Annotated in this window: 24 protein-coding genes and 1 pseudogene; 19 read left to right on the top strand and 6 right to left on the bottom strand. The window is 46.9% G+C overall.

Annotation, left to right across the window (positions count from 1 at the left end; all coding sequences use genetic code 11):
- Positions 1-64 precede the first annotated feature (64 nt).
- The 6 genes from F453_RS0110065 to F453_RS0110025 form a co-directional block, all read right to left on the bottom strand.
- Complete coding sequence (locus F453_RS0110065; protein WP_244869423.1) at positions 65-718, bottom strand: DUF3823 domain-containing protein; 654 nt, start codon at positions 716-718, stop codon at positions 65-67.
- A gap of 12 nt (positions 719-730) precedes the next feature.
- Positions 731-2,515 carry a RagB/SusD family nutrient uptake outer membrane protein gene (locus F453_RS0110060; RefSeq protein ID WP_018967896.1) on the bottom strand — a complete coding sequence of 595 codons (1,785 nt, stop codon included), beginning with the start codon at positions 2,513-2,515 and terminating at the stop codon, positions 731-733.
- A gap of 27 nt (positions 2,516-2,542) precedes the next feature.
- Positions 2,543-5,881 carry a TonB-dependent receptor gene (locus tag F453_RS0110055; RefSeq protein ID WP_026292543.1) on the bottom strand — a complete coding sequence of 1,113 codons (3,339 nt, stop codon included), beginning with the start codon at positions 5,879-5,881 and terminating at the stop codon, positions 2,543-2,545.
- 68 nt (positions 5,882-5,949) lie between these two features.
- Entirely contained in the window at positions 5,950-6,954 is a 1,005-nt protein-coding gene (locus tag F453_RS0110050; RefSeq protein ID WP_018967894.1) for a FecR family protein, read from the bottom strand.
- A gap of 120 nt (positions 6,955-7,074) precedes the next feature.
- On the bottom strand, positions 7,075-7,662 hold the full coding sequence (locus F453_RS0110045) for an RNA polymerase sigma-70 factor (protein WP_018967893.1): 588 nt from the start codon (positions 7,660-7,662) through the stop codon (positions 7,075-7,077).
- Between the two features lie 1,060 nt (positions 7,663-8,722).
- The gene (locus F453_RS0110025; RefSeq protein WP_018967889.1) at positions 8,723-9,238 is read right to left on the bottom strand and encodes a hypothetical protein; all 516 of its coding nucleotides are present in this window, start codon (positions 9,236-9,238) and stop codon (positions 8,723-8,725) included.
- A gap of 255 nt (positions 9,239-9,493) precedes the next feature.
- Between F453_RS0110025 and F453_RS0110020 the strand changes: the two genes are divergently transcribed.
- The 19 genes and pseudogenes from F453_RS0110020 to rplE all read left to right on the top strand — a co-directional run bounded on the left by F453_RS0110020 (position 9,494) and on the right by rplE (position 22,073).
- Positions 9,494-11,026, top strand: coding sequence for an arylsulfatase (locus F453_RS0110020; RefSeq protein ID WP_018967888.1), 1,533 nt, complete (start codon positions 9,494-9,496; stop codon positions 11,024-11,026).
- A 342-nt stretch (positions 11,027-11,368) separates the two neighbouring features.
- Positions 11,369-11,572, top strand: a pseudogene (locus F453_RS16265) (hypothetical protein).
- 598 nt (positions 11,573-12,170) lie between these two features.
- A complete protein-coding gene (gene rpsL / locus F453_RS0110015; RefSeq protein WP_009231178.1) occupies positions 12,171-12,554 on the top strand; it encodes a 30S ribosomal protein S12 in 384 nt (127 codons plus the stop codon).
- 286 nt (positions 12,555-12,840) lie between these two features.
- Positions 12,841-13,317 carry a 30S ribosomal protein S7 gene (rpsG, locus tag F453_RS0110010; protein WP_025790008.1) on the top strand — a complete coding sequence of 159 codons (477 nt, stop codon included), beginning with the start codon at positions 12,841-12,843 and terminating at the stop codon, positions 13,315-13,317.
- 25 nt (positions 13,318-13,342) lie between these two features.
- Positions 13,343-15,457, top strand: coding sequence for an elongation factor G (gene fusA / locus F453_RS0110005; RefSeq protein WP_009237622.1), 2,115 nt, complete (start codon positions 13,343-13,345; stop codon positions 15,455-15,457).
- Positions 15,458-15,563: 106 nt separating this feature from the next.
- The gene (gene rpsJ, locus F453_RS0110000) at positions 15,564-15,869 is read left to right on the top strand and encodes a 30S ribosomal protein S10 (protein WP_009237623.1); all 306 of its coding nucleotides are present in this window, start codon (positions 15,564-15,566) and stop codon (positions 15,867-15,869) included.
- 133 nt (positions 15,870-16,002) lie between these two features.
- Entirely contained in the window at positions 16,003-16,617 is a 615-nt protein-coding gene (rplC, locus tag F453_RS0109995; RefSeq protein WP_009237624.1) for a 50S ribosomal protein L3, read from the top strand.
- Entirely contained in the window at positions 16,617-17,246 is a 630-nt protein-coding gene (gene rplD, locus F453_RS0109990; RefSeq protein ID WP_018967884.1) for a 50S ribosomal protein L4, read from the top strand. The genes rplC and rplD overlap by 1 nt, the downstream gene beginning before the upstream one ends.
- Before the next feature lie 15 nt (positions 17,247-17,261).
- Positions 17,262-17,606, top strand: a complete 345-nt coding sequence (rplW, locus tag F453_RS0109985) for a 50S ribosomal protein L23 (protein ID WP_025790009.1) — start codon at positions 17,262-17,264, stop codon at positions 17,604-17,606.
- A gap of 7 nt (positions 17,607-17,613) precedes the next feature.
- Positions 17,614-18,438: a 50S ribosomal protein L2 gene (gene rplB / locus F453_RS0109980; protein ID WP_009237627.1), complete on the top strand. Its 825-nt coding sequence runs from the start codon at positions 17,614-17,616 to the stop codon at positions 18,436-18,438.
- Positions 18,439-18,452: 14 nt separating this feature from the next.
- Positions 18,453-18,719: a 30S ribosomal protein S19 gene (rpsS, locus tag F453_RS0109975; RefSeq protein ID WP_009161014.1), complete on the top strand. Its 267-nt coding sequence runs from the start codon at positions 18,453-18,455 to the stop codon at positions 18,717-18,719.
- Between the two features lie 31 nt (positions 18,720-18,750).
- The gene (gene rplV / locus F453_RS0109970) at positions 18,751-19,155 is read left to right on the top strand and encodes a 50S ribosomal protein L22 (RefSeq protein WP_009237628.1); all 405 of its coding nucleotides are present in this window, start codon (positions 18,751-18,753) and stop codon (positions 19,153-19,155) included.
- 7 nt (positions 19,156-19,162) lie between these two features.
- A complete protein-coding gene (gene rpsC, locus F453_RS0109965; protein WP_009237629.1) occupies positions 19,163-19,897 on the top strand; it encodes a 30S ribosomal protein S3 in 735 nt (244 codons plus the stop codon).
- 15 nt (positions 19,898-19,912) lie between these two features.
- A complete protein-coding gene (gene rplP, locus F453_RS0109960) occupies positions 19,913-20,341 on the top strand; it encodes a 50S ribosomal protein L16 (RefSeq protein WP_009231168.1) in 429 nt (142 codons plus the stop codon).
- A gap of 3 nt (positions 20,342-20,344) precedes the next feature.
- The gene (gene rpmC, locus F453_RS0109955; protein WP_009231167.1) at positions 20,345-20,539 is read left to right on the top strand and encodes a 50S ribosomal protein L29; all 195 of its coding nucleotides are present in this window, start codon (positions 20,345-20,347) and stop codon (positions 20,537-20,539) included.
- A gap of 13 nt (positions 20,540-20,552) precedes the next feature.
- Positions 20,553-20,810 (top strand): 30S ribosomal protein S17, encoded by a 258-nt coding sequence (gene rpsQ, locus F453_RS0109950; protein WP_009231166.1) that lies wholly within the window; start codon positions 20,553-20,555, stop codon positions 20,808-20,810.
- 2 nt (positions 20,811-20,812) lie between these two features.
- Positions 20,813-21,178 (top strand): 50S ribosomal protein L14, encoded by a 366-nt coding sequence (gene rplN, locus F453_RS0109945; RefSeq protein WP_009231165.1) that lies wholly within the window; start codon positions 20,813-20,815, stop codon positions 21,176-21,178.
- 20 nt (positions 21,179-21,198) lie between these two features.
- Positions 21,199-21,519 carry a 50S ribosomal protein L24 gene (gene rplX, locus F453_RS0109940; protein WP_018967881.1) on the top strand — a complete coding sequence of 107 codons (321 nt, stop codon included), beginning with the start codon at positions 21,199-21,201 and terminating at the stop codon, positions 21,517-21,519.
- A complete protein-coding gene (rplE, locus tag F453_RS0109935; protein ID WP_009237631.1) occupies positions 21,519-22,073 on the top strand; it encodes a 50S ribosomal protein L5 in 555 nt (184 codons plus the stop codon). The genes rplX and rplE overlap by 1 nt, the downstream gene beginning before the upstream one ends.
- Positions 22,074-22,075: the final 2 nt, after the last annotated feature.

Below are 22,075 nucleotides of genomic sequence, written 5' to 3'. Positions count from 1 at the left end.
AAAAACGTCCCGGTCGAGAGGATATTCCCAACCGGGACGATGTACACCTATTAAAGCCTATATGTTATTTCAGCTTCAGCAAGGTAGAGTAATTATAATATGATGTTTCGGATGTTTTGGCAGCTACACGCACAAAGACCGCACCCTTGGTGTCAATATTCTCCATCGTATAATGGTGTTGTTGGCCAATGGGTTGATCGTCGGTGCTAATCTTCGCACGCTTTTTCGACGTGGTTACGCTAAGTCCAATGGTGTTGCCGCACAATATTTCAATCGTGCTAACCGTGCCCGTAGACTTGCTGTTTTGGTTTACCGTGTAGTCGATGTCCAGCGTATTGCCCGTAAGTTTGGCCGTTGCGGTAATACGCAGGTTAGGTTCAACCATCACCTTGACGTTCGACGAGGGGATGTTCACTTCCTGTTCGGTAACGGTTGAGGCTACAAACGGACCTTGAACGGTGAGTTTGTATTTCCCAGGGAAGATGCGGGTGTTCTCGAAAGTGCCGTCGGGCTTGCACCAGAAGTTGGTGGGTTGGCTGTAGCCGTCTTGCACAACCTGCACACGCGCACCATTGGGCGACTGTGCGGGAATGAGCTCTTGGGTTTCCGCATCGTAGATACCTCCGGATATAGAACCCGTAGGCTCGTCGTAGTTATCGATGCCACAGCTGGCAAGCAAGGCTAGGCAAGCTGTAAGAGACAATAATATCTTTTTCATTTCCATGCGATTTTAGTAACCAGGGTTTTGTATGATGTTGGGATTGGTAGAGATGGCGTCGGACGGTATGCGCTCGTAATAAAGCTTAGGTAGGAATGTCCGCGTGTTCTTTGGTGCATCCTCAACCTTGAAGATGTACTTCATTTGCGATACGTCTTTACCATCTTCCCAAACGAGATAGGGATTTAGGGCCTTGAATTGCTTAGCGTTGAGCAATTGGTCGGCAATGTGCCAGCGCCTGATATCCCACCAGCGGTGGTTCTCGAAGGCCAATTCAATCTTGCGTTCGTGGCGTACTTGGTCGCGGTTGATGCTTGTACGCGGAGCGATACCTGCACGTTCGCGGATGAGGTTTACTGCCCTGAGCGCCTCGGCATTATCTCCAAGCTCTACGCAGGCTTCGGCATAGTTGAGCAACACTTCTGCATAGCGGAACACCATCCAGTTTGTTTCGCCCTTTTCATAGTCTACAACCTTATTAGGAGTCATAAACTTCTTGATGTAGAAACCAGTTTTCGTTACGTCGGTAGAGGTAAGCGTGCCGTCTTTTGCTGCGATGGTGGTGTTGGTGCCTTCATATTTATCGCTCAACGAACTAGCCGTTACGATGGTTCCATCGGGCTTGATGATGCCCTTGCGCACTTCAACCCTGTTTCCTTGCCATGGACTAAATGGGTAGAGAATTGAACCAAGCATACGCGGGTCTTTATCCTTGAACAAGTCGGTTGGGTCTGCATACTTGATTGGATTTCCGCTGGCGTCGTTCACTTTCAAAGCACCGTCGCTGCCGTCTTTATATTCGAATTCGGCAACAAAGTCTTCGGTGGGGTTGGTAACACAACCGTAGTCGAGCTTAAAACTCTGTGGTGCATTGAAGTAATCAAAGGTTCCACCCTTGTTGGAGGTGTCGAAAGCCTTGGTGAAAATTTGCTCTTTGTTGGCCGAACTCTCGTCAAGAAAGAGGTATTGGAAGTTCTCCGCCTTGTCGGTTTTGGCTGTATAGAGGGCATATTTACCAGAGTTGATGATCTTTTCTGCGGCAGCCTTGGCAGCTTTCCAATAGCCTTCGGCCTTCTCTGCGGGAATACCGATCAGTCCATTGAGGTCTACATTGCCGTATTTAGCTTCGCTAGCGGCATACAACATGGCGCGGCATTCAAGGGCGTAGGCGGCATAACGCGTAGCGCGATATTGGTCTTCGCCCTCTCGGCTTTCGGGAAGCATAGATTGGATGGCTTGACATTCATCCTTGATGAAGTCGTAAATCTCGTACTCCTTGTTTCTAGGCAGTTGCAAGGTTTTGACGTCACCACCATCATATTTTTGTGCAACGGTAACCAAGGGCACGCCTCCATAGCGCTTAACCATGGCAAAATAGTTCATGGCACGGCAGAAACGGGCCTCGGCCTCATATACTTTTCGCTCTTCGGGAGTAAGAGCAGCGGCATTGTTAATGTTGTCAAGGAAGGTGTTTATGTTTCTAACCTGCTGAAAACCCCACCATCCGAAGACGCCTTCGGGTATCAATGCGTAGTTAGCTCTTCCCCAAGTGTACGACCGAACGGCTTCATCGGTGAACTCGGAGAGGTATTGGCCTTCGCTTTCGATATGATATTCCAGGTCTTCAACCTGCATTTCATCGTACAACTGGCCCATATAGGCATCTATTGCATTCTTACTACTCCACACTTGGTTGTCGTTCAAGAGGTTTGTTGGCGAGGTGTCGAGCACGTTGTTGCATGAAACGGCAAGTGCCACAATGCACACTAGGCCGATATATGATTTGAGATTTTTCATCTGTCAGTTCTTTAATGTGATCTGATGTTATAACTTAACGTTAAGACCGAAAGAGATAACCTTCAATTGCGGATAGTATCTGCCAGGGCCGCCAGTGGCTTCGGGGTCGAGCAGATCCATGCCAGTGAAGGTAAGGAGGTTAAAGCCCGATAAGAAAACGCGCACGTTTTCAAGTCCAACACGCTGTATCAAGCTCTTTGGTAGCGTATAACCGAGTTGCAATTCCTTTAAGCGCAGGTAGCTCGAGTTTTGTAGCCAGAACGATGAAACCCGTCGGTTGTTTTGCTTCCCGCTAGCGTACGTAGATGGATATTTGCCTGGAACCCATGGCGAAGACGTGTCGTAGATGTCTTCGTGATGCCAACGGTCCATGAATGCAGTTGGCGTGTTCGAACCATTATATAAGGGGTGAGCCATGTCGTTTGATAGTAGCGCATTGAAATTGCCTGCTCCTTGGAAGAACACGGTTAGGTCGAAGCCCTTCCATTGCGCGTTAAGTGTAAGACCATACATAATCTCTGGCGTTGTACCACGACCTATCGGCTGAACGTCGTTATCGTCAATCACGCCGTCATGGTTATAGTCTTCGTACTTGATATCGCCTGGATTAAGGTCTTGATTGCCGTTTCCGTCTTGGATAGGAGAGTTTGCAATCTCGTCTTCCGACTGGAATTGGCCAATCGCCTTGTAACCCCACCAAATGTTCTTGTTACGTCCGTTGGTGTTGTTTCGCCAATTGTCGTTGTCGTTTAGCGATGCGTTGCGTTCCACATAGTCGTGCCTAGCACGCGAGAAAGAGAAGTTTCCCATAACGTCGTAGGTTAGATCACCTATCTTGTTGTGGTGAGTCAGTTGCAGTTCGAAACCTCGATTGCTATCAGAATTTAGGTTCTCTTGGGGCAGGTTGGCACCAAACGTCGTGGGCAAAGAAGCTGCGCGAGTGGCTAGCAAGCCGTCGCGATGGCGATAGAACAGTTCTAGTGTTCCTGAAAGTAGCCCATGCCAAAGGTCGAAATCTAGTCCAAGGTTGTAGATATCGGAAGTGTACCAAGTGATATTCTTGTTTGCCAATCCTTTTGGAATTAGGGTTTTGAAGACATCGCCGCCAAAGAGATAAGAGCTATTTGGGTAGGTGTAGCCTTCTAGATATTGGTATCCTTCTACCGATTCGTCGTCGCCCAGGCGTCCCCAAGAGGCACGAAGCTTCAGGTTGTCTAGTATATGGTTGAACTTCTTCATAAAAGGCTCTTCGCTAATGCGCCATCCAGCGGATACGGAAGGGAAGAAACCCCAACGCTTTGATTTTTCGAACTTGGACGAACCGTCGTAGCGGAAGCTGAATTCAACGAGATAACGGCCAGCATAGTCGTAGTCTATTCGGCCCACATAACCGATACGACCGCTTTGTGAGCTATTTCCTCCGTTACTCTTATTCTTTTCGTTGCCGTTGTCTGGCTCGGGAAAGGCATCGATGTTAAACTCACGAAAACCATCCAGACTGTGGTATTTGGTACGGGTTGTCTCAGACAATAGCAAGCCCTTTACATGGTGCAGCTTGGCAAAGGTGTTCTCGTAGCTAATCGAAGCCTGCAACATGTAGGTCTCATCGTTCCACATCGAGCGTTTAAGGTTTGAGGGGTTAAATCCCGTAAAAGTAACGTCGTACCTGTCGGCAGCCTTGTCGTAAGCGTAGAAGTTATACTTCTTTTGGAACAAGTTGCGGTAATCGTCGATGTTGCGATAATAGAACAGACCCTTCAACGACAGCCCTTTAAGCTTCTGGAAGTCGTAGGTGAGTGATGCCGTACCCTCGAATCGCTTGTTTTGCGACCTGTCGTAACCCATGATGTTGGGGTCGGTAACGGCTTTGGCGTTACGTGCAACGATGTTGGTAGTTGCGTAATAGTTGGGGTTGTTATTGGCATACACTTTTGATGTAGGGAACGTTTGCTGTATGGATGCCATCACATAGAAAGGATCCCACGGCGAAGAATTCCGTTTTCCTTTCTGTCCCGACAGCGACAACGATGCCGACAGGCCGTCGGTTATCTGTACGTCCAGGTTAGAGCGAAAGTTAAAACGCTGGAAATTCGAACTGTTAGAACGCCAAATACCACCTTCGTTGAGATAGCCCAGCGATGCAAAGTAACGGGCCTTGTCTGTACCGCCACGTACGTTGAGGTTGTATTGTTGTTGCGGAGCCCATGGTCTTACCACCTCGTTATACCAGTCGGTGCTTTCGTAGCCTTCGCCACCTGCACGCCATTTCTCTAGCTTTTCGCGGCCGAATGTGGGTTGCTTGCCACGGTTCACTAGGTCTTCGTCGGTAAGCTCGGCAAACTGGGCAGCGTTGCAAAGCTCGGGATAGATGGTTGGACGTTGCCAACTGAAGGTTGAATTAAGCTCAATCTTCGTGGCTTGCGAGCCTCCACGCTTCGTGGTAACCAAGATAACGCCATTGGCGGCACGAATACCATACACCGCTGCAGAGGCATCTTTCAGGATGGTAATGCTTTCAATTTCGTTCGGATCGATTTGATCGAAGCTGCTTGGAACGCCATCTACCACTACCAACGCTGTGCCATAACCACGTATGTCGATGTTGCTGCCATCCTTACCAGGCTCTCCCGAACGCTGAACAACGCGCAAACCAGCCAGCTTTCCACCGATAGAGTTGGTGAGGTTGGCCATTGGCGAACGTGCGATGTCTTTGCCAGTAACCGATGCGATAGAACCTGTTACGTCTACTTTCTTCTGACTACCGTAACCCACCACAACCACATCGTCTAGCAGTTTGGTGTTGGGCTTAAGCTGTACGTTCATGTTTTGCGAAGCGCGTAGCTTATAGTCGGTATAGCCCACATAGCTAATGGTGAGCTCGGTGCCTGTGGCTACATCGAGAACAAAGTTTCCATCAATGTCGGTAACAGTGCCGGTATTGGTGGCTTTGTCTACAACCGATGCCCCAATGATGGGTTGGCCCTGTTCGTCTACAACATTTCCCTTTACGCGCTGCTTTTTTTCGTCCCCCTTTTGGGTGCGCGCGCTTTCCGAAGGGTCGCTTTTACGCTGGCTCACCACAATGGTTTTGCCGTTTATTTCGTAAGTAACGTTTTGCCCAGCAAGGATCTGGCCCACAACGCTCGATACCTTTTCGTTGCGTGCCTCAACGTTTACACGTCGGTTCATATCTACGTCTTTGGCATAGATAACAACCGAGTAACCTGTGTTCTTTTGCAAATCAACGATAGCCTCCTTCACTGTGACGTTCTGGAGATTCATCGTTACCATACTCGCTTTGGCTGAAACCTCCATTGATAGTGCAAGGAAGGTTGCGAGCAGAAACTTTTTCGTTAATGTTCTCATGTCAAATTGAATTAGTTATAAATTGTTTAGTGATGATATACATTAGGTGATGTGATTGCGAGACGATGCTAGTAAAGCCGGTAACGCCCGTTTGCCATACTGCATTTTACGTGTCCCGTTTGGGTCATTGTTTGTAGTATTTGTTCGATGTTGCTTGTTCGCTTATTAAATATGAGGTAGAAACGCCTGTTGCGCACTTCTTGTGCAACGTCTATCTGCACGCCAAAATTTCTCGAAAGTACGGGTGCAATGTCTTCAAGCGTTAGGTTGTCGAAGTATAGGGTGTTCATGCTTGCCCCCTCTTCCATGGTTTCTTTGAGGCTTTCTCTTGAAAGGTGGCCCGTTGTCTTGTTAACGACGATGCGCTCGCCTGGCTTCATCGATAGGCCCTTTTGTTGCGAAATAAGGTTGTCTACGCTTAGTTCGCCCTCGTAAAGGCTAACCATAACGTGCTGGTCTTCCTTATAATTGCTCACCTTAAAGGCAGTTCCGAGATCGTGCAGAATAACGTCTTTGGTAACAATAGATAATGGTAGCTGCTCGTTGTGCTTTACGGTGAAGAAGCCTTCTCCACGTAGATAGATTTTTCGATCAGAGATACCGAAGCCTTGTGAGTACCTGATGGTAGAACCAGAATTGAGTTTTACTTTGCTGCCGTCGGGCAGAACGATGGTGAGTTGTGAACCGCCTGGGGCCGATGTTTCTATCATGGCAAACTGCTGATTTACCTTTTGCATGCCCAAGAAATAGCCCGCCACGGGCAGAAGAATAAGGAGAAAAGCCACCGCAATCTTTATAAGCAGCCTTATTGGCTTGCGCCTCGTCTGCTTTTCGCCTGCTGCGCCCTTGTGTACATGGGTAATAAAACGATGTAGGGCCTGTTCAACGTCGAACTCCTCGTGGGCTTTTGTTGCGGCTCGGTCGAAAAGCAGCTCGCGCAAGTTACGTACATACTGCCTGTTTTCCTCGCTTTGGTGAACGAAATTGTTCAGTTCGCAAAGTCCCTCGGCAGTGATGTCGCCTTGCACAAAGTGGCGTGTCAGGTTGTCAATATGCTCGTTTTCTGTTTTCATACTCGGTTCCCTTTATAATGATAGAGCTTTTTGGGGTGGCCATAGGGTAGTGGAAAACGCAAGAAAATGAAAGTGGGCAGTAATAATTTTTTAGGTTTGGCCTATAACAGTGGCCAATTTCTAGCACGCGCCAGCCAAGAAAACCAGCACGCCAAGCACATCTACGGATATCCTTGACGATAAAATTTTGATGGCGTTTTTGATGTGATACTTAACCGTATTGACAGAAATGCCCAGCTCTAGGGCAATCTCCGAATACTTCTTACCCTCATACCGACTTAGTTCGAACACCTGTCGGCATTCTGTCGGCAACTCGTCTACGGCTTTCTTGGCAGTGTTTTTCATTTCTTCTTCAAGTAGCCAGCCCAACGGGTGTTCGTGGTCGGAGAGGTATTCGTGTATGCAGAGCAGGGTGTTATCTATGCTGTCTGTAACCCTGCCCTTGCGGAAGGCCTGCGAACGGCATGCTTTCTCGCTGTTGTTTCTTATCGAACGGAAAAGGTAAGCGTGTAATGACTCTACTTGCAGTTCGTCGTGGTTGTCCCAAAGATAAAAAAAGAGGTCGTCGACAATCTCTTCGGCCAGCTCATGACTGTGAGTGATTGTCTTTGCGAGCTTGCATAAAACAGCATAGTATGTTTTGTACAGGCTTTCGAAGGCGGCAATGTCTCCATCCTTTAAACGGAAGAAAATGTCACTTTCCACCATATTTTGAACGACAGCTAAGTAGAGATTGTTGTATTGTATGGCACGTCTTCATTATTCACCGCTACTAAACAAGTTTACCCTTATTAGTTGGCTTGCTACGTGTTTCTGGTTTTATGTTACTTCTTTCACATCGTCTTTTCTCGTCGTGGCAATGCTCAGGCCTGCTTGTCATTTGTTTGTTTGGGTTTGTTGCACAAGTTCTTGCGATTGCTTGGTAGATTGTTCACTTTCGAGGAGTAAGCAAAACGCAGTTCAGATAAAATCCAGAAACGCATAGGTGGTAATGTTAGACTTCGCCATCTTTTTCAGCAAAGTTACTTATTTTTTCCGTATCGCCATACGTTTTGTAATTTTTTTCGTTTTAGGTAGATAATGGCGCGGTGCGAGGAGCTAAAAACCCCACCCGCATCGTTCATTTCCAGTGATGCCATCTCTAGCCTGATGCGAGTAGAATGATAAGCGATAAAGATGCCTACAATAAGCACCAGTGTTGTTCCCTCTATCATGTAATGCCATTCCAGATAATCTGGAACAGGGTTACATCTTATCTGGAACAATGTTCCATGTGACATGTAACAGGCTTACATCTTAGCGATAAGGTGGCGGATGATGATAAAGCATAGTGCAAAGGGTAAATTAATGGGGGTAAGTATTTCGTGAATGCGGGATAATATACAATGCTTTTTGAGAGGGATTGGATAAAAAACGAATGGCTAATCTCACCAACTTCCGCGTAAGTATTGGTGAAACAATGAACCGTTTTGACTATAACCTGATCTCAATTTACTCTTCCCAGCTAGATATTTATTACATGGTGTAAAACATGTATAAAATGTTTGGCTTTTATTAATATATCAACTACCTTTGCCCTAACCAAATCATTGATTGATTAACACGAAAAACTACAGTAACAATGTTTGAAACTAATTTTAATAACCATGGACTTAAAAGACTTGATTAAACAGCTAGCTGAAAAAATTAATCAGCAAAAAGAAAACATCCTAACCGAGGAAGCGACTAAGAATGCATTTGTTATGCTGGGATGAGTAATGCGAGATAATTAAAGTATATCGTGGTATTGTGTTGTCAAGAATTTGCTTATGGTGCTGATTTCACAACCGATCTCGACCGCTATTATATTCTCACCTTTTTGTATAGCCATATAACTGTAGTTTATCGGATGGGTGGAGAGATCCTTAGAACTCTCATCGCATAGCTTAGACAGCATGTAATGTTTTTTATATAGGTCATCAAAGAAAATCAACATATAACCATGGAACTGTTTTATTTCATTTATTTCTTTGTCGCATTGATACAGGCGCCGTTCATTGCATGGGGTAGAGGATGTTCTGGATACTTGCTCTTTATGGTGATTTCTATGCTTTGCCCTGTTGTAGGACCTCTGATGTGGGCATGGCTTGTCACGCCATGTCCAGGACCAGAGGCCGTCCAGTTCAGTATAGCTGTGCATTTCTTCGCTATAGGTGTAGCGCTTGTTGTACTTCCTTAGCCAACCATAAAGCGTATTTATTTTGTTTTTTAGCCGAAGTGCTGCATCTGTTCTGGCTTTTGTCATACAGCATAATTCTACCTTGTCGAAGCTTGAAATTACTTTGAGATTTCAACAAGTTAAGTGATGTTTGCCATTCTTCATCCCTCCCACCTCGGTAAACGAATACAAGTGTTAGTAATAAGAACGATTAATAATCGTTAAGAATGTGCCTCGATTTCGGGAAAATACATATCTTTACACCTGTTAAACAACGACTGAACTAGCAACTAACACAAAACCCAGGTTACAATAAACTTTTGGCTTAGGCAATTAAAAACGATGAAAAAGACATCAACTATCCTGCTTACGCAGACTGCATGGTTGGCCCTAACCCCTGCTTTGGCAGCAAAGAACACCAAACCCAACATCATTTACATCATGTGTGACGATATGGGATATGGGGATTTGGGCTGCTATGGCCAACAGCAAATCCTAACGCCCAACATCGATCGCATGGCCGCAGAGGGCATTCGCTTTACGCAGGCTTATGCGGGGGCACCCGTTAGCGCACCGTCGAGGGCATGCTTCATGACTGGTCAGCATACGGGACACACCGAAGTGCGGGGTAATAAGGAGTATTGGGGCTCGAGCGACCCCGTGTTTTATGGTCAAAACAAGGATTTCAGCATCGTGGGGCAGCATCCCTACGATGCCAATCACATAATCCTTCCCGAGATTATGAAGGCCAATGGCTATCAAACGGGCATGTTTGGTAAGTGGGCTGGCGGTTACGAAGGCTCGGCTTCAACACCCGATAAGCGAGGCGTAGACGAGTTCTTTGGTTATATCTGCCAGTTCCAAGCCCACCTTTACTATCCCAACTTCCTCAATTCGTATAGCAGGGCGCGAGGAGATAAGGGCGTGCAGCGCGTGGTTTTGGAAGACAACATCGCGCATCCGATGTTTGGCGACGACTATTTTAAACGCCCGTCTTACTCGGCCGACCTTATTCACCGTCGTGCTTTGCAATGGCTTGAAACGCAATCGGCCGATAAACCCTTCTTTGGCGTATTCACTTATACGCTCCCTCATGCAGAGTTGGCACAGCCAAACGACTCGCTTGTGGCTTTCTATAAGAAGAAATTCTTTGTTGATAAGACGTGGGGAGGACAAGAAGCGTCGCGCTATAACGCAGCTGTACACACGCATGCGCAGTTCGCTGCCATGATAACAAGGCTCGACTTGTATGTCGGTGAGATATTGAAGGTTTTAAAGTTGAAGGGGCTCGACGATAATACGCTTGTGATTTTCACCAGCGACAACGGGCCGCACGAGGAAGGTGGTGCCGACCCTTCCTTCTTTAATCGCGACGGAAAGCTACGTGGCATTAAGCGCCAATGTTACGAAGGAGGTATCAGAATTCCTTTCATTGCACGATGGAAAGGACGCGTTGAGGCCGGCAAAGTGAGCGATTTGCCCTTTTCCTTCTACGATCTTATGCCTACTTTTTGCGGTTTGGCTGGTGTGAAGAACTATGTTCAGCGCTATCGAAACAAACGTTTAACTACCGATTATTTTGATGGCATTTCGATCGCTCCCACGCTTTTGGGCAACGATAAGGCACAGCAACACCATCCGCATCTCTATTGGGAGTTTGCCGAAACCAATCAAATAGCCGTACGCATGGGCGATTGGAAGCTCATTGTTATTAAAGGTGTTCCGCATCTTTATAACCTCGCAACCGACTTACACGAGGATAATGATGTTGCGGCTTCGCATCCCGACGTGGTGAAGAAGATGGTTGACATTATTTATAAGGAACATGTGGATAGTCCGCTTTTTCCTATCACTTTGCCGAAGATGGCCGAATAATGAGACCTAAGGTTTCATTTGAAGCTATTGCATAACACCAAAGGGGATGTGCCAATACAGGCATGTCCCCTTTTTGTTATCTCAAGCCAGCATCGCTCCTCGGCTTTCAGACCATTTTCTCGCTTGTTTCATATTATAATGAATACGCGAGTTCGGGATTATAGAAGTTCGTTATGCCAACTGTCGCGTAACGCTAGTTGGTGAGATAGCCATTTCTTCACCTGCCCAGACTTGTTCAAGGGGCATGGTGTCTTATCTCGAACTCGCCAGTTAACCATTCTGTCGCTTGCCTTTTCATAGTTCCGAGAATGCGCCTTCTAAGCCCTGATGATGCATAATTAGATTAATCGCCGTGTTAAATGTATTTTGGACGGGTGTTCCATATCATCTGGAATGCTGTTCCAGTTGAACTGGAACCCTGTTCCAACTTATCTGGAATAGGGTTCCATCTTAGCTGTACCAAAGCGAGAGCTGAAAAAGCTCACTACAAAGGCTTATCAGGTGGAGAATGAAAGATGGCGTTTGGAGGTAGGAAGGGTGAGTTGATAGTGGTGATAGGCTGTGGAATGAACTGCCTAGTTAGTGCCAAGCTAGTATCAAACGTAAAGTGAGTTCGGGGTAAGGCACGATGCTTTTTTGAGCTAGATTAGATAAAAAACGAGTGGTTATCTCACCAACTAGTGTTGCGCGTTAGTTCACATAGCGTTAGTGTTTTATCCTGAACTTTCGTAATATTTTGGCTTTCGGCAACTGGTTAGTTGTTACCGGTTATTGACATATTATATAAGGTGTTTAGAGTTAGCGCCTTTTGTGATAATAAAACAGCTTGCGATGGCTTCATTTGTGGTTAATATATGCTATGCTATCTGTTGTTGGACAGTTGACATAAACGGGGTGAAAAGATGCGAATGGGGTAATGCTTATCTCATGTTTGTGGACCCTTCGCTGTGTGATATGTCCGCTTTGACTGTTAATAATGTTTAAATAAAGTAAATTATCATGTTGTGAATGAAAATGAAAGGGGCCTATATTAGGTGGTTAGAATTATTGTTAGTAACTTTGCACCCCGAAAAGGCATATTGTGCCGTTTCTGTATTCGCTTGATAATAACGAAAATAACATATAAAATTAAAAAAGTAAAATTATGCCTACTATTTCACAGCTAGTAAGAAAAGGCAGAAAGGTGCTTGTGGACAAGAGCAAGTCGCCTGCGTTGGACTCTTGTCCACAACGCCGTGGCGTTTGTGTTCGTGTTTACACCACAACCCCTAAGAAGCCTAACTCGGCAATGCGTAAGGTTGCCCGTGTGCGTCTGACAAACCAAAAGGAGGTTAACTCTTACATCCCTGGAGAAGGCCACAACCTGCAAGAGCACAGCATCGTGCTTGTTCGTGGTGGTCGTGTTAAAGACCTTCCTGGTGTTCGTTATCACATCGTTCGCGGTACGCTTGATACCGCTGGTGTAGCAAACCGCACGCAGCGTCGTTCGAAATATGGCGCAAAACGTCCTAAAGCCGCAAAGAAATAATAATGCGCGCTACGATAAGTTTTTAAGTTCGTGAACTCATACGCCAGTAAGGCTTGCGGTAGCAAGGACTTCGGGGCTAGGCGAGAGGTGATTGCCGGGGTTTGCAGACTTAAAAACTTATTTAAAAAAGACAAGTGAACAGAAACGTCGCGGTGCTGACGCGAAACGCACCAAGAAAGTATAAACCGTTTTGCTGGTGAATTGTTTAAAAGGTTGAGTAAACATCCGGGTGCGGAAGTTGAAGAACGATGACAACCCCATGCAGAATTATTTTTTTCAAAACAAAATGAGAAAAGCAAAACCAAAGAAGCGCGTGATCCTTCCCGATCCCGTGTTCAACGACCAAAAGGTCTCCAAGTTCGTTAATCACTTGATGTACGACGGCAAGAAGAATGCATCGTACGAAATTTTCTACAATGCCCTTGATACCGTAAAGGCAAAGATGGAGAAGGAAGAGAAATCGCCCCTCGAAATCTGGAAGACGGCCTTGGACAACATCACTCCGCAAGTGGAGGTGAAGAGCCGCCGTATTGGTGGTGCGACGTTCCAAGTTCCTACCGAAATACGTGCTGAGCGCAAGGAGAGCATCTCGATGAAGAACATGATTTCGTATGCCCGCAAGCGTGGTGGTAAGACCATGGCCGACAAGCTGGCAGCTGAGATTATGGACGCCTTTAACAACCAAGGCGGCGCTTACAAACGTAAGGAAGACATGCACCGCATGGCTGAGGCAAACCGCGCATTCGCACATTTCAGATTCTAATATATAAATAGGTATACAAAAGACAATGGCAAATCGCGATTTACATTTGACTCGTAACATCGGTATCATGGCTCACATTGATGCCGGTAAGACCACAACTTCTGAACGTATCCTTTTCTATACGGGTAAAACCCACAAAATTGGTGAGGTGCACGATGGTGCAGCCACCATGGACTGGATGGCACAAGAACAGGAGCGTGGTATAACCATTACTTCTGCCGCTACGACTTGTAACTGGAACTATGATAAGAAGTCGTTTAAGATTAACCTTATCGACACTCCGGGACACGTTGACTTTACCGCCGAGGTAGAACGCTCGCTGCGTGTTCTTGACGGTGCTGTGGCTACCTATTCGGCTGCCGACGGTGTTCAACCTCAATCGGAAACCGTATGGCGCCAGGCTGATAAGTACAACGTTCCACGTATTGGATACGTGAACAAGATGGACCGCTCGGGAGCTGACTTCTTCGAGACGGTTCAGCAGATGAAGGACATTTTGGGCGCAAACCCCTGCCCCGTACAGATACCTATCGGTGCTGAGGAGAACTTCAAAGGTGTTATAGACCTCATCAAGATGAAGGCCATTTTGTGGCACGATGAAACGATGGGTGCTGAATACAGCGTAGAAGAAATTCCCGCCGACCTGCTTGACGAGGCTAAGGAATGGCACGACAAGATGGTTGAGAATGCTGCTAACTACGACGATGCACTGATGGAGAAGTATCTTGAAGGTGTTGAACCTTCTGAAGAAGAACTTATCGCTGCTATCCGTAAGGCTACCATCGCGATGGAACTTACGCCTATGGTGTTGGGTTCTTCATATAAGAATAAGGGTGTGCAACCTCTTTTGGACTATGTTTGCGCATTCTTGCCCTCACCACTAGATACAGTAGCTATCGTAGGTGTTAACCCCAACACCGACCAAGAAGAAGAGCGTAAACCTTCGGAGGATGCTCCTACATCAGCATTGGCGTTTAAGATTGCTACCGACCCCTTCATGGGCCGCTTGGTGTTCTTCCGCGTTTACTCGGGTAAAGTTCAGGCAGGCTCGTATGTATTCAATGCCCGTTCGGGTAAGAAGGAACGTATCAGCCGCTTGTTCCAGATGAACTCTAACAAGGAAATCCCAATGGAAAGCATCGACGCTGGTGATATTGGTGCAGGTGTAGGTTTCAAAGACATTCGCACGGGCGATACGCTTTGCGACGAGAATGCACCCATCGTGCTGGAATCGATGACCTTCCCCGATACGGTTATCTCTATCGCCGTTGAGCCTAAGAGCCAGGCAGACATTGCCAAGCTTGACAACGGATTGGCTAAGTTGGCCGAAGAAGACCCAACGTTTACCGTTCGTACCGACGAGCAAAGTGGTCAGACCATTATCTCGGGTATGGGTGAGTTGCACTTGGATATCATCATCGACCGCTTGAAGCGTGAATTTAAGGTAGAATGTAACCAAGGTAAGCCTCAGGTTAACTATAAGGAAGCCATCACCAAGGACGTTACGCTTCGCGAAGTTTACAAGAAGCAGAGTGGTGGTCGTGGTAAGTTTGCCGACATTATCGTTACCGTTGGTCCTAAGGATGAAGACTACAAGGAGGGCAACTTCCAATTCATCAACGAGGTGAAGGGCGGAAACGTACCCAAGGAATTCATCCCCTCGGTACAAAAGGGCTTCGAGAACGCTATGAAGAATGGTGTGCTTGGTGGCTATCCGATGGAGAACTTGAAGGTAACTTTGACCGACGGTTCGTTCCACCCCGTAGACTCAGACCAACTTTCGTTCGAATTGGCAGCTATCAACGCTTATCGCAATGCTTGCCCCAAGGCAGGTCCTGTGCTGATGGAGCCTATCATGAAGGTAGAGGTGGTTACTCCCGAAGAGAACATGGGTGACGTTATCGGTGACTTGAACAAGCGCCGTGGCCAAGTTGAAGGCATGGATGAGGCTCGTAGTGGTGCTCGCATCGTGAAGGCACAAGTGCCTTTGGCAGAGATGTTCGGCTATGTTACCGCCCTGCGTACCATTACATCGGGTCGTGCAACGAGCTCGATGGAGTACGATCACCACGCACCGCTGTCTAGCTCGATTGCTAAGGCTGTGCTTGAAGAAGTGAAGGGACGCACCGACTTGGTGTAACAACATCGTAAAGAACAGAGGAACGGAGCGTTGGTTAGCGAATGACTCTTAATCGGCGTACTTCGTTCCTCTACATAATAATCATTTAAAAAACAACTTAATCGACATGAGTCAGAAAATTAGAATTAAGCTGAAAAGTTACGACCACAAGTTGGTGGACAAGTCAGCAGAGAAAATCGTAAAGGCTGTTAAGGCCACAGGTGCAATCGTAAGCGGTCCTATCCCCTTGCCAACGCACAAGCGCATCTTCACCGTTAACCGAAGCACTTTCGTTAACAAGAAGAGCCGTGAACAATTTCAGCTGCAAGACTTCAAGCGCCTTATCGACATCTATAGCTCAACGGCTAAGACCGTAGACGCACTGATGAAGCTCGAGTTGCCCAGTGGTGTTGAAGTAGAAATCAAGGTGTAGAAGATTGACTTGTGAGAGCCATGTAGACGAGCAGACAATTGGCCTTAATGGCGAAGACGCAGTCTAACTAGCTCAAATCAACCTTACAGCTTATAAACATTTAAACTATTTATTTTATTAATATATTATTGAAATGCCAGGATTAATTGGAAGAAAAATCGGAATGACATCCGTTTTCAGTGCCGACGGTAAGAATGTACCGTGCACTGTTATCGAAGCTGGTCCTTGTGTTGTTACCCAGGTTAAGACCGTAGAGACCGACGGCTACAATGCTGTTCAGTTGGCTTACGGCGAAGCAAAGAAGAACCGCACCACCAAAGCGATGGCCGGTATCTTTGACAAGGCGGGTACAACACCGAAGAAGCACTTGGCCGAGTTCAAGTTTGATACGGAATACAACTTGGGTGACACCATCACGGTGGACCTTTTCGAAGGAGCCGAGTTTGTAGACGTAGTAGGAACCTCGAAAGGTAAGGGTTTCCAAGGAGTTGTTAAGCGTCATGGCTTCGGTGGTGTGGGACAAACCACACACGGACAGGACGACCGCGCCCGTAAGCCGGGTTCAATCGGTGCTTGTTCTTACCCTGCAAAGGTGTTCAAGGGCATGCGAATGGGCGGCCAAATGGGAGGTGACAGAGTAACGACTCAGAACCTGAAAGTGTTAAAGGTAATTCCTGAACATAACCTTATCCTCGTGAAAGGTAGTGTTGCTGGATGCAATGGTTCAACCCTTTTAATTAAGAAATAATGGAAGTTAGCGTATTGAATATCAACGGTCAGGAGACCGGAAGAAAAGTTGTGCTCAACGACGCGATTTTCGGCATCGAGCCCAACGACCACGTTCTTTATCTCGACGTGAAGCAGTATCTCGCTAACCAACGCCAAGGCACAGCCAAATCGAAGGAAAGAAGCGAGATGAGCGGTTCAACCCGCAAGCTCGGCCGCCAAAAGGGCGGTGGCGGTGCACGCCGTGGCGATATCAACTCGCCTGTTCTTGTTGGCGGTGCTCGCGTGTTTGGCCCCAAACCTCGTGATTACAGCTTTAAGCTTAATAAGAAAGTAAAGGTTCTGGCTCGTAAGTCGGCCCTGAGCTACAAGGCAAAGGAAAATGCCATTATCGTGGTAGAAGACTTCGAAATGGCAGCTCCGAAGACAAAAGAATATGTAAATATGGTTAATAATCTTCAATTAGAAGGTCGTAAGTCTTTACTTCTTTTGCCAAATGTGAATAAAAATGTATATTTGTCGGCTCGTAATTTGCAACGTTCCGAAGTTATGACAGCTAGCGCCCTCAATGCCTATAAGGTGTTGAACGCTGACGTGCTCGTAATTACGGAGAAATCGTTGGAAGCCATCGACGGAATCTTAAACAAGTAAAAGGAGACAGAAGAAATGGGATTTATTATAAAACCTATCGTCACTGAGAAGATGACGGCAATTACAGAAAAGTCTTCTCGTGAGAAAAGCTATAAGGTAAAGGGAGAGGTAAGGACCAAGGCGGCTACGCCGCGCTATGGTTTCATCGTTCGCCCCGAAGCCAACAAGCTGCAAATTAAGAGCGAAATTGAAAACTTGTATAAGGTTACGGTGTTGGACGTAAACACCATGCGTTATGCAGGTAAGCGTTCGAGCCGTTATACGCGTGCAGGACTCGTGAGAGGACAGAAGAGCGCTTACAAGAAGGCTATCGTCACCTTGAAGGCTGGCGACGAAATTGATTTTTACAGCAATATTTAAATAAGAAATGGCAGTACGTAAGTTTAAACCGGTAACCCCGGGACAAAGACACAAGATTATTGGCACGTTCGAGGAGATTACTGCATCCGTGCCAGAGAAGTCTCTCGTTTACGGAAAACGCTCAACTGGTGGTCGAAACAACACCGGTAAGATGACCGTTCGCTATATGGGCGGCGGCCATAAGAAGAAGTATCGTGTAATCGACTTTAAGCGAGAGAAAGATGGTGTTCCCGCCGTAGTGAAGACAATCGAATACGATCCGAACCGTTCGGCTCGTATCGCCTTGTTGTATTATGCTGACGGCGAAAAGCGTTACATTATTGCTCCCAATGGACTACAAGTGGGTACCACGCTGTTGTCGGGTGCGGAGGCGGCTCCTGAGATTGGAAACGCTATCCCCTTGGCCAACATCCCCGTTGGTACCGTAATTCACAACATTGAATTGCGCCCCGGACAAGGCGCCCTGTTGGTTCGTTCGGCCGGTAATTTTGCTCAGCTGACTTCTCGTGAGGGCAGTTATTGTGTTATTAAGCTTCCTTCAGGCGAGACCCGCAAGGTTCTCTCCGCTTGTAAGGCTACCGTGGGTAGTGTAGGCAACTCTGACCACGCTTTGGAACAGTCTGGTAAGGCAGGCCGTTCGCGCTGGTTGGGACGTCGTCCACACAACCGTGGTGTTGTTATGAACCCTGTAGATCACCCCATGGGTGGTGGCGAAGGCCGTCAGAGCGGTGGACACCCACGTTCACGCAAGGGCTTGTATGCTAAGGGTCTGAAGACACGCGCACCCAAGAAGCAGTCTAACAAGTATATCATTGAAAGAGCTAAAAAATAATTAAAGAGTAAATTATGAGTCGTTCATTAAAAAAAGGACCATATATCAACGTATCACTCGAGAAAAAAATTCTCGCCATGAACGAAAGTGGCAAGAAGAGTGTCGTTAAGACATGGGCTAGGGCATCGATGATTTCCCCCGATTTCGTGGGTCACACGGTGGCAGTTCATAACGGAAACAAATTCATCCCTGTCTACATTACCGAGAACATGGTGGGCCATAAGCTGGGCGAGTTTTCACCCACGCGTCGTTTTGGCGGCCACTCTGGTAACAGGAAGTAAAGGGACAACCATTTAAATTATAGGAATAATAATGGGAGCAAGAAAACATATAGCGGCCGAAAAGATTAAAGAGGCCCGTAAAAATTTGTATTTTGCCAAGCTCAAGGGCGTTCCTTCTTCCCCACGTAAGATGCGCTACGTTGTAGACATGATACGCGGCATGGAAGTGAACCGTGCTTTGGGTGTACTCAGGTTTTCCAAGAAGCAGGCAGCTGCCGACGTAGAGAAACTGTTGCGTTCGGCCGTAGCCAACTGGGAGACGAAAAACGACCGCAAGGCTGACGAAGGAGAACTTTACATAAGCAAGGTGTTTGTTGACGAGGGCGTGACGATGAAGCGCATGAGACCTGCTCCGCAGGGTCGCGGATATCGCATCCGCAAGCGTTCGAACCACGTTACTTTGTTTGTTGACGCCAAAACTAACGACGAAAAATAAATAGATAATGGGACAGAAAGTTAATCCGATAAGCAACCGTCTAGGTATTATCCGTGGTTGGGATTCAAATTGGTTTGGTGGAAAGAACTTTGGCGAAAACATCGTTGAGGATATGAAGATACGTAAGTATCTGAACGAGCGTTTGGCAAAAGCTAACGTTTCGCGTATCGTCATTGAACGTACGTTGAAGTTGGTTACCATCACCATTTGCACTGCCCGCCCCGGTATCGTCATTGGTAAAGGTGGACAAGACGTTGACAGGCTCAAAGAAGAGCTTAAGAAACTCTATAAGAAGGATATCCAGATCAATATCTTCGAGGTGAAGAGGCCTGATCTAGACGCCACAATCGTTGCGAACAACATCGCTCGCCAGGTAGAGGGTAAGATTGCTTACCGCCGTGCTATCAAGATGGCTGTTCAAAACACGATGCGCGCTGGTGCCGAGGGTATCAAAGTTCAAATCACAGGACGTCTCAACGGTGCCGAAATGGCCCGTAAGGAAATGTACAAGGAAGGCCGCACGCCTCTCCATACTTTCCGTGCAGACATCGATTACTGCCAAGCAGAGGCGCTGACCAAGGTTGGACTTCTGGGTATAAAGGTATGGATTTGCCGTGGCGAAGTTTACGGTGAACGTGATCTCACGCCAAACTTTACTCAGGACAAACAGAGTGGTGGCCGTTCTAATAACGCTGGTGGCCGTTCGGGCCGCGGTAATCGTAAGAGAAACAATAACCGCTAAAAGTAAGAAGTTATTATGTTACAGCCCAAAAGAGTAAGATATAGAAGACCACAAGACGGTCGCGGCAATAAAGGCAACGCCAGCCGTGGCACACAATTGGCATTCGGCTCGTTCGGCATTAAGACCCTCGAGGCTAAATGGATAGACAGCCGCCAAATTGAAGCAGCACGTGTGGCCGTGAACAGATATATGCAACGTGAAGGCCAGGTTTGGATTCGCATTTTCCCCGACAAACCTATCACCCGTAAGCCCGCCGATGTGCGTATGGGTAAGGGTAAGGGAGATCCCGCAGGATGGGTGGCACCCGTTACTCCCGGCCGCATCCTCTTCGAAGTGGAAGGTGTAAGTTTCGATATCGCCAAAGAGGCCTTGCGCCTTGCGGCACAGAAACTGCCCGTTAAAACCAAGTTTGTTGTTAGACGTGATTACGATAAAAACGCTTAAGATATGAAGATGAAAGAACTGAAAGAACTCGAGACCAAGGACTTGGCCGAGAAGCTGGAAAATGCTGTGGCAGCTTACGACCAGATGAAGCTCAACCATAACATAACCCCGCTTGAAAATCCATCGCAGATCAAGAGCGCTCGTCGCGACATCGCTCGCATGAAGACGGAACTTCGTCAGAGAGAACTTAACAAATAATAATGGTCCACAGATGGAAACAAGAAATTTAAGAAAAGTAAGACAGGGTGTTGTCTTGAGCAACAAGATGGATAAAACCATTGTTATTGCAGCTAAGTTCAAAGAAAAACACCCGATATATGGTAAGTTCGTTCAGAAAACGAAGAAGTACCATGTTCATGACGAGAAGAACGAGGCCAATATTGGCGACACGGTTCTTATCATGGAAACCCGTCCTTTGAGCAAAACGAAGCGATGGAGATTAGTTCAAATAATTGAAAAGGCTAAGTAATTATGATACAAGCAGAATCAAGACTTACAGTATGTGATAACAGCGGTGCGCGCGAGGCTCTTTGCATTCGCGTCTTGGGTGGAACCCGCCGTCGTTACGCAAGCGTGGGCGACGTGATTGTCGTTTCTGTCAAGAACGTTATCCCTTCAAGTGATTTGAAGAAAGGTGCGGTATCAAAGGCCCTGATTGTTCGCACGAAGAAAGAGATACGTCGTGCTGACGGTTCTTACATTCGTTTCGACGACAACGCTTGCGTGTTACTCAACAACGCTGGTGAAATTCGTGGCAGCCGTATCTTCGGCCCTGTTGCTCGCGAGCTTCGCGCCGTTAACATGAAGGTGGTTTCTTTGGCCCCTGAGGTTCTTTAATATTTAATAAACAGAAAGTAATGAGTAAGTTACATATTAGAAAAGGTGACGAGGTTATCGTTCTGGCCGGAGATGACAAAGGCCGGAAAGGTAAGGTGCTCAAAGTCTTGGTGACCAAGCAACGCGCTCTTGTTGAAGGCGTTAATATGGTTTCCAAGAGCATGAAGCCTTCTGCAAAGAACCCCCAAGGCGGTATCGTTAAGCAGGAAGCACCTATCCACGTCTCGAATTTGAGTTTGATTGACCTTAAGAGTGGCAAGGCTACTCGCATTGGAATGAAGAAAACCGACGACGGCAAGAAAGTGCGTGTCGCCAAGAAAAGCGGGGAGGTGATTAAATAATGAATACAGCACAATTAAAGAAGGTTTATGCCGAGACTATTGCCCCGGCATTGCAAAAGCAGTTCAACTATTCATCTTCCATGCAGGTTCCTGTCTTGAAGAAAATCGTGATCAACCAAGGATTGGGCGACGCAACGCAAGACAAGAAGATTATCGAGGTGGCTATCAACGAAATTACCGCCATCACGGGCCAGAAGGCAGTTGCTACGTATTCGAAGAAAGACATCGCCAACTTCAAGCTTCGTAAGAAGATGCCCATTGGTGTGATGGTTACGCTTCGTCGCGAGAGGATGTACGAGTTCCTAGAGAAACTCATCCGCGTGTCTTTGCCTCGTATCCGCGACTTCAAGGGTATTGAGAGCAAGTTTGACGGTCGTGGCAATTATACACTTGGTATTGCTGAACAGATTATCTTCCCTGAGATCAACATTGACGGCATCGACCGAATTCAGGGTATGAACATCACGTTCGTTACCACAGCCAACACCGACGAAGAAGGATACGCTTTGTTGAAGGCATTCGGCCTTCCTTTCAAGAACGCTAAAAACGATTAAGC

Source organism: Hoylesella loescheii DSM 19665 = JCM 12249 = ATCC 15930 (assembly GCF_000378085.1).
Lineage (GTDB): Bacteria > Bacteroidota > Bacteroidia > Bacteroidales > Bacteroidaceae > Prevotella > Prevotella loescheii.
This window is presented reverse-complemented; position numbering and strand designations above follow the sequence as displayed.